The organism is Saccharothrix sp. BKS2 (assembly GCF_047689505.1).
Taxonomy (GTDB): Bacteria; Actinomycetota; Actinomycetes; order Mycobacteriales; family Pseudonocardiaceae; genus Actinosynnema; species Actinosynnema lopnurensis.
Genome location: NZ_JAUQOL010000013.1, coordinates 1 through 17,522, shown reverse-complemented (window position 1 = coordinate 17,522; position 17,522 = coordinate 1). Strand labels below are relative to the sequence as shown.

15 protein-coding genes and 1 pseudogene are annotated in these 17,522 nt (G+C 75.9%); 7 read left to right on the top strand and 9 right to left on the bottom strand.

The annotated features are described in order from the left end of the window. Nucleotides 1-207 precede the first annotated feature (207 nt). Together Q5530_RS26415 and Q5530_RS26410 are read left to right on the top strand one after the other, a co-directional pair. Nucleotides 208-3,444 carry a GH92 family glycosyl hydrolase gene (locus tag Q5530_RS26415; protein ID WP_415365465.1) on the top strand — a complete coding sequence of 1,079 codons (3,237 nt, stop codon included), beginning with the start codon at nucleotides 208-210 and terminating at the stop codon, nucleotides 3,442-3,444. A gap of 40 nt (nucleotides 3,445-3,484) precedes the next feature. Further along, nucleotides 3,485-3,853 (top strand): MmcQ/YjbR family DNA-binding protein, encoded by a 369-nt coding sequence (locus Q5530_RS26410; protein ID WP_380631810.1) that lies wholly within the window; start codon nucleotides 3,485-3,487, stop codon nucleotides 3,851-3,853. A gap of 48 nt (nucleotides 3,854-3,901) precedes the next feature. On the opposite strand, the gene Q5530_RS26405 is transcribed toward Q5530_RS26410, so the two are convergent. The 3 genes from Q5530_RS26405 to Q5530_RS26395 form a co-directional block, all read right to left on the bottom strand. After that, entirely contained in the window at nucleotides 3,902-4,864 is a 963-nt protein-coding gene (locus Q5530_RS26405; protein WP_415365463.1) for an RNA polymerase subunit sigma-70, read from the bottom strand. 171 nt (nucleotides 4,865-5,035) lie between these two features. Then, nucleotides 5,036-5,836: an SDR family oxidoreductase gene (locus Q5530_RS26400; RefSeq protein ID WP_415365462.1), complete on the bottom strand. Its 801-nt coding sequence runs from the start codon at nucleotides 5,834-5,836 to the stop codon at nucleotides 5,036-5,038. Nucleotides 5,837-5,943: 107 nt separating this feature from the next. After that, complete coding sequence (locus tag Q5530_RS26395; protein ID WP_380631815.1) at nucleotides 5,944-6,549, bottom strand: TetR/AcrR family transcriptional regulator; 606 nt, start codon at nucleotides 6,547-6,549, stop codon at nucleotides 5,944-5,946. Nucleotides 6,550-6,636: 87 nt separating this feature from the next. Here Q5530_RS26395 and Q5530_RS26390 point away from each other — a divergent pair, with 87 nt between their 5' ends. Both Q5530_RS26390 and Q5530_RS26385 read left to right on the top strand, forming a co-directional pair. Next, a complete protein-coding gene (locus Q5530_RS26390) occupies nucleotides 6,637-7,047 on the top strand; it encodes a nuclear transport factor 2 family protein (protein WP_415365461.1) in 411 nt (136 codons plus the stop codon). Next, nucleotides 7,044-7,889, top strand: coding sequence for an NmrA family NAD(P)-binding protein (locus Q5530_RS26385; protein ID WP_415365460.1), 846 nt, complete (start codon nucleotides 7,044-7,046; stop codon nucleotides 7,887-7,889). The genes Q5530_RS26390 and Q5530_RS26385 overlap by 4 nt, the downstream gene beginning before the upstream one ends. On the opposite strand, the gene Q5530_RS26380 is transcribed toward Q5530_RS26385, so the two are convergent. The 4 genes from Q5530_RS26380 to Q5530_RS26365 all read right to left on the bottom strand — a co-directional run bounded on the left by Q5530_RS26380 (nucleotide 7,855) and on the right by Q5530_RS26365 (nucleotide 12,122). Next, nucleotides 7,855-8,280 carry a DoxX family membrane protein gene (locus Q5530_RS26380; RefSeq protein WP_415365458.1) on the bottom strand — a complete coding sequence of 142 codons (426 nt, stop codon included), beginning with the start codon at nucleotides 8,278-8,280 and terminating at the stop codon, nucleotides 7,855-7,857. The genes Q5530_RS26385 and Q5530_RS26380 overlap by 35 nt on opposite strands. Before the next feature lie 74 nt (nucleotides 8,281-8,354). Then, nucleotides 8,355-9,974, bottom strand: a complete 1,620-nt coding sequence (locus Q5530_RS26375) for a hypothetical protein (protein WP_415365457.1) — start codon at nucleotides 9,972-9,974, stop codon at nucleotides 8,355-8,357. Next, nucleotides 9,971-10,975, bottom strand: a complete 1,005-nt coding sequence (locus Q5530_RS26370; RefSeq protein WP_380631824.1) for an FkbO/Hyg5 family chorismatase — start codon at nucleotides 10,973-10,975, stop codon at nucleotides 9,971-9,973. Before Q5530_RS26370 ends, Q5530_RS26375 begins: the two co-directional genes overlap by 4 nt. Before the next feature lie 28 nt (nucleotides 10,976-11,003). After that, nucleotides 11,004-12,122 carry a 3-deoxy-7-phosphoheptulonate synthase gene (locus Q5530_RS26365; RefSeq protein WP_415365455.1) on the bottom strand — a complete coding sequence of 373 codons (1,119 nt, stop codon included), beginning with the start codon at nucleotides 12,120-12,122 and terminating at the stop codon, nucleotides 11,004-11,006. Nucleotides 12,123-12,471: 349 nt separating this feature from the next. Between Q5530_RS26365 and Q5530_RS26360 the strand changes: the two genes are divergently transcribed. Genes Q5530_RS26360 through Q5530_RS26350 form a run of 3 tightly spaced genes read left to right on the top strand, consistent with a single transcriptional unit; the run spans nucleotide 12,472 to nucleotide 14,968 of the window. After that, complete coding sequence (locus Q5530_RS26360) at nucleotides 12,472-13,047, top strand: hypothetical protein (RefSeq protein ID WP_415365454.1); 576 nt, start codon at nucleotides 12,472-12,474, stop codon at nucleotides 13,045-13,047. Beyond that, nucleotides 13,044-14,270, top strand: coding sequence for a sensor histidine kinase (locus tag Q5530_RS26355; protein ID WP_415365453.1), 1,227 nt, complete (start codon nucleotides 13,044-13,046; stop codon nucleotides 14,268-14,270). Before Q5530_RS26360 ends, Q5530_RS26355 begins: the two co-directional genes overlap by 4 nt. Then, nucleotides 14,267-14,968 (top strand): response regulator, encoded by a 702-nt coding sequence (locus tag Q5530_RS26350; RefSeq protein ID WP_380631830.1) that lies wholly within the window; start codon nucleotides 14,267-14,269, stop codon nucleotides 14,966-14,968. The genes Q5530_RS26355 and Q5530_RS26350 overlap by 4 nt, the downstream gene beginning before the upstream one ends. 94 nt (nucleotides 14,969-15,062) lie before the next feature. Here Q5530_RS26350 and Q5530_RS26345 read toward each other — a convergent pair whose 3' ends face one another. Together Q5530_RS26345 and Q5530_RS26340 are read right to left on the bottom strand one after the other, a co-directional pair. After that, nucleotides 15,063-16,592: a bifunctional 3-(3-hydroxy-phenyl)propionate/3-hydroxycinnamic acid hydroxylase gene (locus Q5530_RS26345; RefSeq protein ID WP_415365452.1), complete on the bottom strand. Its 1,530-nt coding sequence runs from the start codon at nucleotides 16,590-16,592 to the stop codon at nucleotides 15,063-15,065. A 94-nt stretch (nucleotides 16,593-16,686) separates the two neighbouring features. Continuing rightward, a pseudogene (locus Q5530_RS26340) lies at nucleotides 16,687-17,522 on the bottom strand (hypothetical protein); the annotation flags it as partial.

The window sequence follows — 17,522 nt, the reverse complement described above, 5'->3', positions numbered from 1 at the left end:
GCGCTCCCGTCGCGGTGTCGACGCCGTCGGCCTTCTTGGCGCCGGCGCACCCGCGCCGGGTCGTCCTGATGGTGTCGGCACCCGCACCGGCTCCTGCGGGTCCGGCACCAGCGCCGTTGACACCCGCGCCGGACCCGTGACAGCGTTCGAAGCCGTGGCCCCGCCGCCATGAGTTGACAACGTTGTCAAAGGAGAGGTCCCCTGTCCATGCCTCTGCCGTCACCCCGCGCCGCCGCCCCCGTGCTCGCGGCCCTGCTCGCCGCCGGCCTGGTCACCGGCCTCCCGCCGACCACCGCCGCCGCGGCCCCCGAGGACCCCACCGCGCTGGTCAACCCGTTCATCGGCACGCAGAACTTCGGCAACACCTTCCCCGGCGCCAGCGCGCCGTTCGGCATGGTCCAGGTCAGCCCGGACACCGGGGGCCAGGGCGGTTACGACTACCTCCAGGGCCACATCCACGGCTTCAGCCAGACGCACCTGTCCGGCGTGGGCTGCCCGGTCGCCGGCGAGCTGCCGATCATGCCCACCACCGGCCCGGTGGACAACGTTGACACCAACGGCTACCGGTCGGCGTACTCGCACGACGACGAGGAGGCGCGCCCCGGCTACTACCGGGTCGGCCTGTCCCGCTACGGCATCGACGCCGAGCTGACCGCGACCCCGCGCACCGGCTGGCAGCGCTACTCCTTCCCGGCCACCTCCCAGGCGAACGTCCTGTTCAACACGGGCAAGGCCAACCAGCAGGTGCTCGACTCCGAGGTCCACGTGGTCGGCGACCGCACCATCGAGGGCCGGGTCCGCGCGGGCCGGTTCTGCGCGGGCCAGGACGAGCACACCGTCTACTTCACCGCCACCTTCGACCGGCCGTTCACCGGCTTCGGCACCTGGCGCGGCACCACGCCCGCCCCCGGCGTGCCCGACGCGGCGGGCGGCGGCGGCAACGGCGCGTGGGTGACCTTCGACGCCACCGCCGACCGGGACGTGGTGCTCAAGGTCGGCCTGTCCTACACCGGGGTCGAGGGCGCGCGGCGCAACCTCGCCGCCGAGACCGGCGACTCCCACGACTTCGACGCCACCCGCGACGCGCTGCACCGGTCGTGGACCGACGCGCTGCGCTCGGTCGAGATCGGCGGCGGCGCCCCCGAGCGGCGCACCGCCTTCTACACCGCGCTGTACCACTCGCTGCTGCACCCGAACGTGGCCGGCGACGTGGACGGCCGCTACACCGGGTTCGACGGCGAGACCCACGTGGCGCAGGACTTCACGCCGTACCAGAACCTGTCCCTGTGGGACACCTACCGCCCGCAGAACCAGCTGCTGGAGCTGCTGCGCCCGGAGGTGGCGCGCGACGTCGCGCTGTCGGTGGTGGCCGCCGGCCGCGACGGCGGGTGGCTGCCCCGGTGGGCGCTGGCCAACAGCGAGACCAACATCATGACCGGCGACCCGGTGACCCCGTTCCTGGTGGAGGCGTGGTCCAAGGGCCTGCTCGCCGGGCACGAGCAGGAGGCGTACGAGCTGCTGCGGCGCAACGCCACCAGCCTGCCGCCGGCCGACTCGCCCTACAACGGCCGCTCCGGCGTGGAGCACTACGCCGAGCGCGGTTACCTCCCCTCCGGCCTGGAGCTGGGCGTGGACTGCCCCCACAAGGGCGGCGACAACGACTGCGCGCACCCGGCCTCGGCGACGCTGGAGTACGCGGCGGCCGACGCGGCGCTGGCGCTGATGGCGCGCGGCCTGGGCCACCGGGAGGACGCCGGCCTGTTCGCCCGGCGCGGCCAGTGGTACCGCAACCTGTGGGACTCCGGCACGGGCCACTTCCGGCCCCGCACCACCGAGGGCACCTGGGTGTCGCCCTACAACCCGGTCGACGCGGGCCACCAGTTCCACGAGGGCGGCGCGTTCCAGTACCAGTGGCTGGTGCCGCAGGACCCGGACGGCCTGGTGGAGCTGATGGGCGGCAGGCAGGCCACCGAGCGCCGGCTGGACGCCTTCTTCGCCCACGACAAGCTGCTGGCCGACCCCGCCGGCACGGTCCGCACCGACTGGATCACCCAGCCCTACGACTACTACGGCAAGCCCACCTACAACCCCAACAACGAACCCGACCTGCACGCGCCGTACTTCTACCTGTCGGTCGGCGCGCCGGCGAAGACCGCGACCGTGGTGCGCGCGGCGATGACCCTGTTCACCACCGGCCCGGACGGCATGACCGGCAACGACGACCTGGGCACCATGTCGGCCTGGTACGTGTTCTCCTCGCTGGGCCTGTACCCGACGATGAGCGGCGCGGACTTCCTCGCCCTGTCCAGCCCGCAGTTCCCGTCCGCCACCGTCCACACCGGACGCGGGACCACCCTGGCCATCACCGCGCCGGGCGCGAGCGACACCAACCGGTACGTGCAGCGGGTGGCGCTCGACGGCCGCGACGTGCGCGACACCTGGCTGCGCTGGGACGACGTGCTGCGCGGCGGCACGCTGGCGCACCGGCTCGGCACCGCGCCCTCCGACTGGGGCACCCGACCGGGCGACCGGCCGCCGTCGGTGAACCGCGAGCGGCCCGACGACCGCCGGCACGTGGACGCGGCGCTGCGCGAGTCCTCGGTGGTCGTGGCCGCCGCCGGCACCGCCCGGACCGCGGTGCTGTCGCTCGACGTGCTGGCCCAGGCGCCCGGCGCGGTCCCGGTGGGCCTCTCGCCGACCGTGCCCGCCGGGTGGTCGGCGTCCGTCGACCGGATGCTGGTGATCAGGTCCAACCGGCTGCCCGTGCAGCGCACCGCGAGGATGACCGTGACCGTGCCCGCCGGCACCCCGGTCGGGTCCTACCCGGTGAGCGTCACCGTCCGCGGCCCCGAGACCGTGGTCCGGGAGGCGGTGGTCGAGGTGCGCGACCCGGCGACCTGCGCGGTCACCGCCGGCGGGCAGTGCGCCGTCGACCTGGCGCGCGAGGCGAACCACGACGGCACGGCCACGGTCGCGCGGTCGGCGGAAGGCGATTTCGACGGCCAGGGCTGGAGCTACGACGCGGCCCTGCTGCCCACCGGCCAGGTCGTGCGCGACGGCACCACCTACGCCGCGCCGGACCCGTCGGGCACCACCGCCAACTTCGTCGAGGCCCGCGGCCAGGCGCTGCTGCTGCCCGCCGGCGCCCACGGCGCGCTGCGGCTGGTGGCGGCCTCCCACAACGGGCCGGTGACCACCGGCCTGGTCGTGCGCTACGCCGACGGCAGCACCGCCGAGGCGCCGGTGACCGTGCCGGACTGGGCGGGTTCGGGCGCCGCGCCCGTGCTGGAGATGCCGCACCGCATCCGGGCGGGCCAGGGCGTCGACGGCCCGCCGGTGCGGCTGTTCGGCGTGTCCGTGCCGCTCGACCCGGCCAGGACCGTGCACTCGGTGACGCTGCCCGACGACCCCAGGGTGGAGGTGTACGCGATCACCCTCGCCTGACGCACCTATACTCACCGGCCACGACTTCCGGGGGGTTGCGGTGGCGGTGGGCGACGACGAGTTCTTCCGGTTGCTGGACGGGCTGGCCGAGGTGGAACGCGCGCGGGGCGACCAGTACAGCTCGTTCAGCGTGCGGGGCAAGCGGTTCGGCTACCACTGGCCGCGCACCGGTACCGTCGGGGTGAAGCAGACCCTGTCCGAACAGCGGGCCCTGGTGTCGGAGCGGCCGGACGTGTTCGAGGAGCAGTTCACGTCCGGCGGCTTCGGCTGGGTGGTGGTGCACCTGGCGGGCATCGAGCTCGACGAGCTGTCCGAACTGGTCTTCGAGGCGTGGCGGCTGTCCGCGCCGGACGACCTGGTCGCCGGGGTCCCCGACTGGGCCGAGACCAGGCCCCACGCCCGCCGGTAGGCCCGACCTCCGCCGAGGTCGGGGCCCGTCCCGTGCCCGCCTCCCGGTTCAGCCGGCGAGCGCGGGGGTGAAGCCGAACACCGGGACCAGGCTCGGGTCGTGGAACGCCGTGATGCGGGCGACCCGGGTCCCGACCAGGGTCAGGACCTCGACGCCGCGCGCCTGGTACCGGTCCGCGCCGACGCGTTCGTAGAGCACGAAGGCGGGCTGGCCGTTGGCCGTGGTGGGCACCAGCCGCCACCGGCCCTCGTTCAGCACCCGGGCGGCCAGGAACCCGGCCACGGCCCACCGGCCGGTGAACCAGGTCGGGATCGGCGGCATCTCCAGCTCCACGTCGGCCCGCAGCAGCCCCACCAGCGCGTCGAGGTCGGCGCGGGTGAACGCGTCGACGTAGTCGTCGAGCAGGGCGCGCCGGGCCGCCGCGTCCGGCTCGGCCAGGTCGTCCTCGACGGGCCCGGCCTCGGCCAGCCGGGCGCGGGCGCGGCGCAGCGCGCTGTCGACGGCCGCGGTCGTGGTGTCCAGCATCTCGGCGACCTCGGCCGTCCGGAACGCCAGCACGTCGCGCAGCGCCAGCACCGCCCGCTGCCGGGCGGGCAGGTACTGGAGCGCGGCGATGAACGCGAGCCGGACCCCGGTCCGGCCGGCCACGATCGCCGCCGGGTCGTCGACGCCCACCAGCGCGTCGGGCGCGGGCTGGAGCCACGCCACCGACGACTCACCGGGCGCCACGGCGATCCGGTGGTCCTCCGCGGGCGCGCCCAGCCCCGACGGCAGCGGTCGCCGGGCCCGCGTCTCCAGCGCCGTCAGGCAGGCCGTGGTGGCGATCCGGTACAGCCACCGCCGCACCGACGAGCGGCCCTCGAACCGGTCGAACGCGCGCCACGCCCGCAGGTAGGTCTCCTGCACCAGGTCCTCGGCGTCGTGGATCGAGCCGAGCATCCGGTAGCAGTGCGCGCGCAGCTCCGGCCGGAACTGCTCGGTCAGGGCGGTGAACTCGGCGTCCGAGGGCATGGTGGTTCCTCCGCTGGGTGTCACGGTGGGCTGGTTCGGGCGGCGGGCGGCGGGCGGCGGGCGGCGCTGGGGTGACCAGGGCTCGGGTGGCGGGGCTGGGGGCGGTCAGGGCTGGGCTGGTCGGGGCCGGGCTGGTCGGGGCCGGGCTGGTCGGGGTTGGGGCGGCACGGCTCAGGCGACGGCGCTCATCCCCGTGGCGGCCACCCGGTACTCGGGCGCGCGGTCGGGGTGCAGGGCCAGCTCCAGCACGGCGCCGGCGACCTGCTCCGGGGTGAGGACCGGTCGCAGGCGGTCGACGAAGGCGTCCCGGTCGAGGCCCTGGCGGGCGGCGTACCCCGTGACCCCGGCCGCGCCGACGCCCCCGGTCGGGGTGAGCTGCGGCAGCAGCGCGGTGAACCGGATGCCCAGCCCGGCCCGCTCCGACTCGTCGGCCGCGTACGCGCGCAGGTGGCGGACGGCGGCCTTGGCGGCGGCGTACCCGCCGGTGAGCGGGGACCCGCCCAGCGCCGCGCCGCTGGACATCGCCACGACCGTGCTGCCCGGCGCCAGCGGCGCCCGCAGCGCGGCCCTGGTCCAGCCGAAGACGTGGCGGGTGTCGACGTGCCAGTTGCGGCTGAAGGTCTCCCAGGTCTGCTCGGGCAGGGGCGCCAGGTGCGGGGTGGCCCCGGCGTTGAGGACCAGCAGGCCGGGGCGGTGCGCGCGGATCACGTCCCGCGCGAGCGCCTCGTCCGCGGCGTCGGCGGTGACGGGGGTGAAGGCCGGGCCGAGCTCCTCGCGCACGGCGGCCAGCTCCGGTCCGCTGCGGGCGATGCCGACGACGTCGGCTCCGGCGGCGACGAGCGCGGCGGCGATCGCGCGCCCGAAGCCGCGGCCGGCGCCCGTGACCACGGCGGTCCGGAAGGGAAGGGGTTGCGGGGACGCGGCCTGCGGGGCTGCGGCCTGCGGGGATCCGGTCCGGGAAGGGTCGGTCATCGGGTGCTCCGGGGCGGTGGTCGGGTTCGGTCCGGATCAAGACCGCCCGGGGGAGCGAAAACCGTCGTCACGAGCGCTACCGGGGGAGAGATCCCGGTCACAGTCGGTCAACGGTCCGTCGCGCCCAGGGCCCGCAGCAGCACCTCGGCCAACCGGTCCAGGTGGCCCTCGCCGACCTCGACGCGGCGCACCGACAGCCGCCAGTACAGCGGGGCCGCCACCAGATCCAGGGCCAGCTCCACGTCCAGGTCGGCGGGCAGCTCACCGCGCTCCACCGCCCGCGCCAGCACCCGCGCGCCGCGGACCCGGCGCGGCTCGCCGACGGCCCGCTCCACCTCCCGCGCCAACGCCGGGTTGCGCCCCGCCTCCGCCGCCAGGTCCGGCAGGATCCGCGCGAACCGCGGGTGCGTCAGCCAGCCGTGCAGCCCCCGCAGCGTCGCGCGCAGGTCCCCGCGCAGCGACCCGGTGTCGGGCACCTCCGCCAGGGGCACGCTGAACTCCGACAGCACCGCGACCACCATGTCCTGCTTCGCGGGCCACCGCCGGTACAGCGCGCTCTTGCCCACCCCCGCCCGCTTGGCCACCGCCTCCATGGACAGCCGCCCGTAGCCGTGCTCGGCCAGCTCGTCCAGCACCGCCTCCGTGATGGCCGAGGTCTTGTGCGGCTGGAGGACGGCGGCGCCGGTCGGGGTGCGCCGGGGGTGCTGGCTCATGCGGACCAGCATAGGTGTGGACGGAACGGTACCGTCCGGCGTAGGTTGAACGGGACGGTACCGTTCCGTCCAACTGGAGGTCCCACCGTGAACGCACGCGAGATCGTCGACGAGGCGCTGAGGCTGGTCCTGGCGCACGACATGGCCGGGTTCGCCGACCTGTGGGCCGAGGACGGCGTGCTGGAGTTCCCGTTCGCCACCCCCGACCGGCCGCGCCGCCTGGTCGGCCGCCAAGCCGTCCGCGACTACCTGCGCGACTACACCGACCACGTCGCGCCCGAGGAGGTCACCGCGCTGACCGTGCACCTGACCACCGACCCCGAGGTCGTCGTGGCGGAGTTCGAGATCACGGGCCGGCTCGTCCCGACCGGCGCGGACTACCGGATGGGCTACATCGCCGTGGTCACCGCCCGGGACGGCGAGATCACCCGCTACCGCGACTACTGGAGCCCCGCGGCCGCGGGGGAGATCGGCTTCGGGGAAGGCGCGGCCGCGTGACCGCGCTCGTCATCGGCGGCACCGGCACGACCGGCCGCCGCCTCGTCGACCTGCTGCGCGGCACCACCGACCTGCGCGTGGCCACCCGCACCCCCACCACCGCCGAGCACGTCCGGTTCGACTGGCACGACCCGGCCACCCACGCGCCCGCGCTGCGCGGCGTGGACCGCGCCTACCTGGTGCCACCACTGGGCACGACCGACCCCGTGCCGCTCGTGGCGCCGTTCTTCGCCCTCGGGGGCCTGCGCCGCGTGGTGCTGCTCGGCTCCTCCGCCGTCGAGGAGTCCGACACCGGCCTGGGCGCCCTGCCCCGCCTGGTGCGCTCCGCCGTCCCGGAGTGGACCGTGCTGCGCCCGTCCTGGTTCATGCAGAACTTCACCGGGGACCACCTGCTCGCCCGCGGCCTGCGCGCCACCGGCGAGATCGTCACCGCCACCGGGGACGGGCGGGTCGCGTTCGTCGACGCCGGCGACATCGCCGCGGTCGCCGCCCGCGCCCTGACCGACCCCGAACCCCACGACACCGACCACGTCATCACCGGCCCCGAGGCCCTGTCCTACGCCGACGCCGCCGAGGTCGTCACCCGGGTCACCGGCCGGCCCGCGCGCCACCGGTCGGTCAGCGCCGAAGCGCTGACCGACCGGTTGGCGGACTCGGGCGTACCCCTCGACTTCGCCCGGGTGCTCGCCGGCCTGGACGAGGCGATCCGGCACGGAGCCGAGGACCGCGTCACCGACACCGTGCCCTCCGTCACCGGCCGCCCCGCCCGGACCTTCGGCGAGGTCGTCGCGGCTCACCGCGACGACCTCACCTCCGCCGCGCGACCACCAGGGCGGCGGTGACCAGCACGAGGTTCTTCACCACGAACTCGCCCGGCACCGTCAGCAGCAGCGGGTTGCCGCCCACGAACGCCACCCCGGGCTGCACCAGCAGCACCAGGAACGTCCCCAGCAGGTGCAGCGCCACCAGCGCCGCCACCGGTCGCACCGCGACCCCCAGGACCAGCGCCGCGCCCGCCAGCACCTCGAACACCCCGACGGCGGGCACGAACCACGACCCCGGCAGGAACGGCACGGTGTCCGCGACCAGCCGGTGCACCGGCGAGTCGCCGGTGACCTTCAACGCCCCGAACCACACGAACACCACGCCCAGCGCGACCCGCAGCGCCGTGAACCCCCGGTCGGGGACCTCCCGCGCCGGGGTCTCCGGCGGTCTCAACAGTTCCTGACTCATGTTCCCCCCTGACGAAAGTTCCCAAGACCCCCCTCGGGAACGACTTCCACCACCCACGGTGCCCGGAAAACCCGTCAGCCGCCGGCCGCGCGCACGGTCGCGAGCGTCACACCGACCGACCGCAGCACCTCGTCCGTGCGCGCGACCTGCCCGGACACCGCCTCCAGCGCCCGCGCGACCGCCGGCCCCACGACCCCCGGCCACTCCACGCCGCCGGCCCGCTCCCGGGCCTGCTCGGTCGGCTCCGGGAACTCGGCCGCCACCGCGTGCACCACCGCGCCCAGCACCGCGTCGAGCACCAGCTCCGGCAGCATCGACGCCACCAGGTTCGGCAGGTGCCCCGGCTGCTCCTCGCCCGAGCGCGGCAGCCACGGGTCCAGGCTCGGCCGCAGCGCCTCCCACAGCGCCGCGTCCACCGCCCCGACCCCGAACCGCCCGGCCCACTGCGCCGCGTCGGCCCGCGTCGCGGTGGTGGCCAGCACCTCCCGCACCTCCGCGCCGATCCGCAGCAGCTCCGCCAGGTCCGGCGAGCCGAGCGAGCCCGGCCGCAGGTCCATCGACACCCGGTGGTGCCAGCGCGCCGCCCACACCGCCCGCCACCACAGGTCCTCCTGCGCGCCGGGCCCGGACAGCCACACCACGAGGTTGCGGTAGTAGGACTTGATCTCCTCGTACGCCGCCCGCCCCGAGTCGGACGCGGCGAACCCGACGCTCTTGACCGGGTCCCGGGGCACGGTCGGGTCACCGACCAGGTTGACGTTGAAGAAGTGGTGCCACGTGGCGTCCACCGCCACCCGGCCCACCCCCGCCCGGTGCCCGTCGTAGGCGCCGACCGCGCCGAAGGTCCGCGCGTCGAGCCTGCCCTTGCGCGGGTCCCGCTCCGCCGGCCGGGAGCGGATCGTCGACCACGCCACCACCTCCGGCGCGAGCCCGCCCGGGTACTCGGTGACCTCGTAGCCGGCGAAGGAGAACGTCGCGCCCAGGTCCTCCGGCACGTAGCACTCGCCCTCGTGCGGGTGGTCGGGCAGCACCCGGATCGGTCCGCGCGGCCCGCACAGCAGCGGGTGCGGGTAGGACTGGTGCGCCCACCTCGGCGAGTCCGACGTGGCGTACATGCGCGGCGTGACCACCTGCGGGACGTCGTCGGACTGGTCGTTGAGCTGGAACAGCGGGTCGTGCCCCTCCGACAGGGTGTCGTGCCGCGCCGGCCCGTCGATCGACGGCGCCACCGGCTCCCCGTTCGGGCCCGGCCGCGGCCAGTGCCACTTGCGCATGGAGCGCACCCGGGGCACCCCGCCGCACAGCGACACGCCCAGGTCCTCGTGGTCGCCGGTGGCGAACACGCCGCCACCTCCGTCCATGAACTCCGCCAGCGCGCGCAGCTCGGTCTCCTCCAGCGACGGCCGGTTGCCCCGGGCCACGCCGAACAACCACACCTGGTCGTACCGCGACAGGTCGTGCCCGTCGAAGCGGAACAGGGTGATCTCGGCGGACAGCGCGGGCAGGTTGCGCTCGCGGTGCGCCTTGGTCACCTCGACCCGCGCCCACGGCAGGACCGGTTCCTCCAGCACGTCCACCAGTGTGGCCAGGCCGAAGTCGGCCCGGTCGAAGCTCGCCTCGCCGTCGGTCACCACCAGCACCCGGATGACCCGGGGCTCGGCGAGGACGGACGTGTCCGCTCGGTTGTCGTTCACGGTGCGATCCCTTCCACTTCCACCAACAGGTCCGGCCGGCAGACGTCCACCGCGAACACGGCGACCTCCGCCCGGCGGGAGAACTCCTCGCGGCACAGCCGCGTCACCACCGGCACGTCGCCGGGGCGCTTGACGTAGACCTTGACCCGGCGCAGGTCCGACAGGGCCCACCCGCCCGGCAGCCCGTGCCGGGCCAGGTTCTCCGGGCCGATCAGCGCGGCGATGTTGGCCAGCGTCACCTGGCACTGCCGCACCACGTCGCCGGGGCACACCGTGGCGTCGTCGAGGATGCTCGCGGTGCCGGACACGTAGAGCACGCCCCGGTCGCGCCCCGGCTCCGGCTCCAGCCACGTCGCGCGGGCGAAGCTCGGCGACCGCGGCCCGTACCGCTCCGGGTACTCGTGCGCGGGCACCTGCAACGGGTTCTCCAGGTGCACGGCGCGCCGCGAGCGGTGCGCCAGGAAGTAGAACCCGGCCCCGCCGCCCAGCGCGCCGATGCCGGTGGCGGCGGGCATGGGGCGCGGCGACTCGTCGAACGCCCGCGCCCGGCCCACGCAGAACCCGGTGTAGACCTCGGCGCCGTCGGCGTCCGGGGCGGTGATCCCCTCGATCACGTTCCACATCCGGAACAGGTGCGGGTAGCCCAACCGGTCCACCAGGTCGAACGCCGCCAGGTACGCCGCCCGCGCGGCCCCGCCGCACCCGGCCGAGGGCCCGAGGTCCACCGCGCCGAACAGCACCTCGCCGTCGTGGGCGTAGTGCAGGCCCCGGTGCTCGCCGGTGGTCACCGGCCCGGTGGCCTCCCAGACCTCCACGACCTCCGGCACCCCCGGCCGCACCATGTGCAGCGGCAGCACCGGGCGGCCGTGCTCCCACCGGACCGGGCCGGCCCGGTCCCCGTGGCGGACCGCCCCCAGCACGCCCGCGCCCGCCGTGCCCTCGAACTCCGCCGCCGTCCGGAACGAACACAGCGACGGTGTGGTCTCGTTGGTGCGCAACACTTCGTCCTCCCCAGGGTCTTCCGCTGTCTCAGTCGATCCCGTGCCACGCCGCGACCACGGCGAGCGCCTGCTCCGGGTTGAGCCGGGGGTCGCACAGGCTGCGGCGCGGCCCCGAGCGCGTCGCCGAGCCGTTCCACCGGCACTCGGCCACCTCGTCGGGCGTGGCCTCCAGGTGCAGGCCGCCGGCCACCGCGCCGGCCACGTGCACGGTCGCCCGGAAGTCCGCCACCTCGCGGACCACCGCGTCGACGAACCGGGTCTTGTGGCCGTCGGCGTCGACGACGGTGTTGCCGTGCATCGGGTCGCACAGCCAGATCACCGGGTGACCCGCCGCGCGCACCGCGGTCACCAGCGGCAGCAGCAGCGCGGACACGCGGTCCGCGCCCAGCCGGGCGATCAGCGTGAGCCTGCCCGGCGTGCGGTCGGGGTCCAGCCGCTCGCACAGCGCCAGCAGCTCGTCCCGACCCGTGCCCGGCCCGACCTTGCACGCCACCGGGTTGGCCACCGAGGCCAGCAGCTCGACGTGCGCGCCGCCCGGGTCGCGGGTGCGGTCCCCGATCCACGGCCAGTGCGTCGAGGTGAGCAGCCGCGCGCCCCGCTCGTCGCGCCGCACCAGCGGCAGCTCGTAGTCCAGCACCAGCGCCTCGTGGCTGGTCCACGTCCACGGGCCGTGCTCGCGCAGGTACTCCGTCGCCGCGCGCGCCGCGTGGTAGCCCGCGACCAGCCGAGCCGGGTCGGCCCGCCGGGCACGTGCGTCCGGCTGCGGCGCGTTGACCAGGTCGCCCCGGTACACGGGCAGCTCCACGCCGTCGACCACCTCGGTCGGGCTGGACCGCGGCTTGGCGAACTGGCCCGCGATCCGGCCCACCCGCGCCACCGGGCGCCCCCGGCCCAGACCCCGCGCCAGCCGGCCCAGCAGCGCGACCTTGCGGGCCACGTGCTCGGGCCGGCACTCGGCGAACGGCTCGGCGCAGTCACCGGCCTGGAGCACCAGCCGCCTCCCGGCCGCCACCTCGGCCAGCGCCGAACCCAGCGCCGCCACCTCCTCGGAGGTGACCAGGCCGGGCAGCGCCGCCAGCCGGGCCCGGAACCGCCGGGCCCGGTGCTCGGGCCACGGCGGCTGCTGGGCCGCCGGCCGCGCGCCCACCCGTTCCGACAATCCCGACCCGAAAGCACTCGGAATGGTTTCGATCGACATCGAGGCCGCCTCCCCCGCGATGCTCGCTGTTCGATTTCGAGAGCAATGGTGTCGAATGCGGGGGAGGTGTTTCATCTGTCCTGGGGTGGATTCCCGGCCTGGTCTTCCTCCCTCGTCGTCGCTCGATCGAGGTAAGACCGCGGGGGGACGGTCAAGGTCAACCGCCGGGGGGACGATACGGACCGACAGGGGGTGGTCCCATTGTCGGAGCGGCCCGGGAAATGACTCGCGCTCGACGCGGAGCACGCCCGGCCGGGTCCCCACGACAAAGGGGCGAGGCGGAGAACGGGGAGGAACAATGGCCGGATCCGATGTGCGACTGGTCGTGTCCGTGCAGGCGCGGGGGTTCGAGGCCGCGCCGTGGGAGGGGCACCTCGTCACCGGGGTGCTCGTCACGCCGGACGAGGTGCTGGTGCCGGCGGGCGCCGCCGTGCTCACCGGGGCCGCGGCGGGCATCGACCTGCTGGTGCTGCCCCTGGCCCCGGACCCCGGCGGCCTGGACACCGACCGGCGGCTGGAACGGCTCGCGGGCGTGCGGGTGCGGTTCGTGCCCACCGGCGGCGGGGGAGAGGCGGGCGGGGTCTCCGCCGCCAACGCCTCGCGCTACCGGCCCCGGCGCCGGCGGGTCACCCGGGAGGCGCTCGACCGGTCCGTGGCCGAGCACGACCACGACGTGTGGGCCGCCCTGGAGGCCCTCGGCGTCGTCGAGGAGGGGCTGCGCGACGCCGTCACCGACGAGCTGCTGCGCGCCGTGCCCGCCGTGGAGGACGCCCAGCGCAGGATCAGGTTCCAGCACCACCTGGACGACGTCCCCGACCCCTGCTCGTCGCTGTGCTGCCTCGTCGGCGGCTGCTTCGGCGAGGAGAAGGGATGACCCGGCCCCGGATTTCCCGGGAGCCGGCGGTCGACCTGGCCCTGGCGGTGGCCGCCTGCCTGGTGGACGCCTACGTGTTCTCCGCCCTGGTCAACCGCTGGGAGGGCGACGCCCGCGGGTGGCTGGCCGCCGCGTTCCTCACGGCCGGCGCGGCGGCCCTGCTGCTGCGCCGCCGCCGGCCGGTGGCCGTGTTCGCGTTCGTGTGGGTGGCCGGTGTGCTCGCCGGTCCGGTCAGCGGGGTCGACGTGCGCCTGACCGCGGTGTCCGGCGTCGCGCTGTTCACCGTCGCCCTCACCCGGCCCGGCCGGGTGTCGACCGCCGCGGTGGTCACCTGCTCGGTGCTCGCGCTGCTGGCGGGGGTGCAGGAGGCCGCGGCCAACCCGCCGGGGGACCGCGCCGTGGCGATGCCGGTCACCACGGTGTTCTCCCTGCTGCTCTACGGCTGCGTCTGGGCCGCCGGCCGGTGGACGCGGGTCAGCAGGCAGCTCGCCGCGCGGGAGGCGGTGCTGGCCGAGCGCAGCCGCATCGCGCGCGAGCTGCACGACATCGTCGCCCACGCGGTCACGGTCATGGTGCTCCAGGCGGCCGGCGCGCGGCGCGTGCTCGCCACCGACCGGGCCCGGGTGGACCAGGCGCTCGGGCACATCGAGGAGGCGGGTGAGCAGGCCATGGGCGAGCTGCGCCGGATGCTGACCGCGCTGCGGCTGAGCTACCACGACGACCGGCACCCGCCCGACGGCCTCGCCGGCCGGCCCCAGCCCGGCCTGGCCGACCTGGGCCACCTGGTGCGCGCGGTGTCCTCGGCGGGCGTGCGCGTGCACACGCGGGTGGAGGGCAGTCCCCGCCGCCTGGCCGCCAGCGTCGACCTGGCCGCCTACCGGGTGGCCCAGGAGGCGCTGACCAACGTGACCAAGCACGTCGGACCGGGCGCGACCGTCGAGGTGCGGTTGAGCTGGGGCGACAGCGAGCTGACCGTGACCGTCGCCGACGACGGCCGGGGCCGGCCGCCCGACCGCGCGCTGTCCACCCACCACGGCCTGACCGGGCTGCGCGAGCGGCTGGCCATCGTCGGCGGGCGGCTGGCCGCCGACCCGCGCCCCGAGGGCGGGTTCCTGCTCACCGCCGTGCTCCCCGCGCCCGCCCCGCAACCGGAGTGGGCGCCCGAGCACGCCGAGCGGGTCGAGCACGCCGAACGCGTCGAGCACGTCGAGGAGGCGGGATGATCCGGGTGATGCTGGTGGACGACCAGCCCCTGGTGCGGGCCGGCCTGGTCATGCTGCTGGAGGCGGAGCCCGGCATCGAGGTGGTCGCCGAGGCCGACGACGGCGCGGACGCGGTGGCGCTGGCCGCCGAGCTGCACCCGGACGTGGTGCTGATGGACGTGCGGATGCCCGGCGTGGACGGGGTCGAGGCGACCCGGCGGATCGTCAACGCCGACCCGGAGGTCGAGGACCACGCCACCAAGATCATCATCCTGACGACCTACCACGTGGACGAGGCCGTGTACGCGGCGCTGCGGGCCGGCGCGTCGGGGTTCCTGCTCAAGGACGCCGTGCCGCGCGAGCTGGTCGACGCGGTGCGCACGGTCGCCTCCGGCGAGGCGTGGCTGGACCCGACCGTCGCGAAAGGACTGATCCGCGAGTTCGCCAGCCGGCCCGCGGGCAGCGCGCCGACCTCGGCCGAGCTGGGCGAGCTGACCACGCGCGAGCGCGAGGTGCTGGTGCTCGTCGCGCACGGCCTGTCGAACCCGGAGATCGCCACCCACCTGGTGGTGGGCGAGGCGACCGTCAAGACGCACCTGGGCCGCATCCTGATGAAGCTCGGCCTGCGCGACCGGGCCCAGGCCATCGCCGCCGCCTACCACAGCGGACTGGTCCAACCCGGCAGCCGGCCGCCACCGCCGGCCGGTCGGACCGCCTGAAACCCCGGCCCTCACCACCCCGGCCCTCACCACCCCGGCCCTCACCACCCCGGCCCTCACCACCCCGGCCCTCACCACCCCCGCCCCCGACCGCTCACCGCACCGCCGGCACCACCCCGGCCGCGTCCACCCCGGCCGCGTCCACCTCCGTGGCGTGGACGAACCGGTCCGGGCGCAGCACCACCACGTCCGTGCCGTGCCGGGCGAACCACGCGGTCAGCACGCCGTCCTCGTCGACCACCTCGGTGATCCCACCACCGGTCGCCCCACCCGGCGGCACCACCCGCACGAACCGCGCGGCCGGACCGCGCCACCCGGTCGCCGTACCCAGGTCCACCCCCGGCCCGACCACCGCGAACTCCGCCCCCAGCACGTCGTCGAGCAGCCGCCGCGCGCCGTCGACCAGCACCTCCGGCTGCGGGAACATCGTGCCGACCGCGCCGCGCCGACCGGGCAGCGCGGGCCGCGGCTTGAACTCGAACCGGCGCACGGCCCGCCGCACCCGGGGCACCAGCTGCACGGCCCGCAGCAGCACGTCCCGCGCGAACGCGGCGAACCGGTCCCGCACCAGGAACACCCGGCCCAGCCGGACGCTCGTGCGGGCCATCTCCTCGGCGTGCGGGCGGCGCTCGCGCTCGTAGGTGTCCAGCAGCGCGTCGTCCGCCTCGCCCCGCAGCACCAGCGCGAGCTTCCAGGTCAGGTTCGCCGCGTCCCGCAGCCCGCTGCACAGCCCCTGCCCGAGGAACGGCGGCATCTGGTGCGCCGCGTCGCCCACCAGGAACACCCGCCCGGCGCGCCAGCGCTCGGCCACCAGGTGGTGGAAGGTGTAGACGACCGCCCGCGTCACCGCGAACCGCTCCGGGTCCACGTACGGCGAGACCAGCCCGGCGATGGTCCCCGGCCGCGTCATCGCCTCCGGGTCCTCGCCGTCGCGCAGCGCGAACTCCAGCCGGTGGGTGCCGAACGCGCCGGGCGAGACGAACGCCGGACGCCGCCAGTCGCACACGAACCGGGTCGTCGGCACCCGCACCCCGCCGGGGGCCACGTCCCCGGACACCGCCAGCCACGGCTCGGCGTACGACGTGCCGGTCAGGTCGATGCCGGCGGCGACCCGGGTGGTGCTGCGCGCGCCGTCGCACCCCAGCACGTACCGGGCGCGGACCTCGCTCTCCGCGCCCGTGCGCACGTCCCGCAGCACCAGCGTCACGCCGTCCCCGTCCTGCCCGAGCCGCAGCAGCTCCACCCCCGTGCGCAGGGTGACGTGGTCGGGGAACCGGCCCAGGCCCGCGCGCAGCGCCGCCTCCAGCCGGGGCTGGTCGAAGAAGTGCAGCGGCCCGGCGCCCAGCCCGAAGTCGACCTCGTCCAGCGCGATGGTGGCGAACGCGCGCCCCCTGGCGTTGACGTACTCCGCCGCCGCGGGCTGGTGCATGTCCGCGGCCACCTCGTCGCGCAACCCGGCCTGCTGGTAGATCCGCAGCGCCTCGTCGTCGCAGGAGAACGCGCGGGGCTGCCCGTGCGGCTCGGTGGAGCGCTCCACGACCAGCGTGCGCGCGCCGCGCACGCCGAGCAGGTTGGCGGTGAGCGCGCCGACCGGCCCGCACCCGACCACGACCACGTCGAACATCCTGTTCCTCCCCGTTCTCCCGACCGTGCCGGGCCATCCCAGCGGAGGGCTGTGGGAATCGCGTGGGAGCGCTGTGCGGACCCGCGCCGCACCTTCAGGGACGGGGGAACCGGGCGGCCACCAGGTGCGCGCCCTGCTCGGCCGCGATGCGCGCCCCGGTGACCAGGTCCGCCGCCGCGCCGCGGGCCAGCCCCCGGATCCGGTGCAGCTCCGCGGCCAGCACCCGCTCCCCGACGGCCCCGGCGGCGGCCAGCCCCGCCTCCGCCAGCTCGGCGGCCTCGTCGAACCGGCCCACGGCCAGGTGCGCGTCGGCCACGGCGGCGGTGGTGATCGTGCGGGTGGACCGCAACCCGAGCCGGTAGATGCCGTCGGCGGCGGTCCGCACGGCGGCCAGGCGCGACGCGTCGCCCCCGCGCACGGCCGCCCACTCGGCGAAGAAGTCGCCGACGGTCACGAAGTGCGGCATGTGCTGCCGCGCGCCGAGCTCCCGGCAGCGGCGGGCCGCGGCCTCCCCGGCGACCACGTCGTGCTCCTGGAGGGCGGTCCACCCGGCGAACAGCGCGGCGTTGGCCCGGCCGTACGGGTCGTCGGCGCGCTCGGCCAGGTCGTGCGCGGCTTGCAGGTCGCGCCGCGCGGCGTCGGCGTCGCCGCGCAGCGAGCGGACCAGGGCGCGGAAGTCGTGGGTGGCGAGCGCGGGCGTCTGCCCGGTGCGGCCGACGAGCAGCCGGGCGTCGAGCCGGTCGACGGCCCCGGTCAGCAGGGCGTCGGCGTCGGCGAGGCGGCCGGTGAAGTAGGCGACCACGCCCAGCAGGTACCGGCCGGCCACCCCGGTCAACCCTGCCGTGCCGGTCACCCCTGCCGTGCCGGTCACCCCTGCCGTGCCGGTCACCCCTGCCGTGCCGGTCACCCCTGCCGTGCCGGTCACCCCTG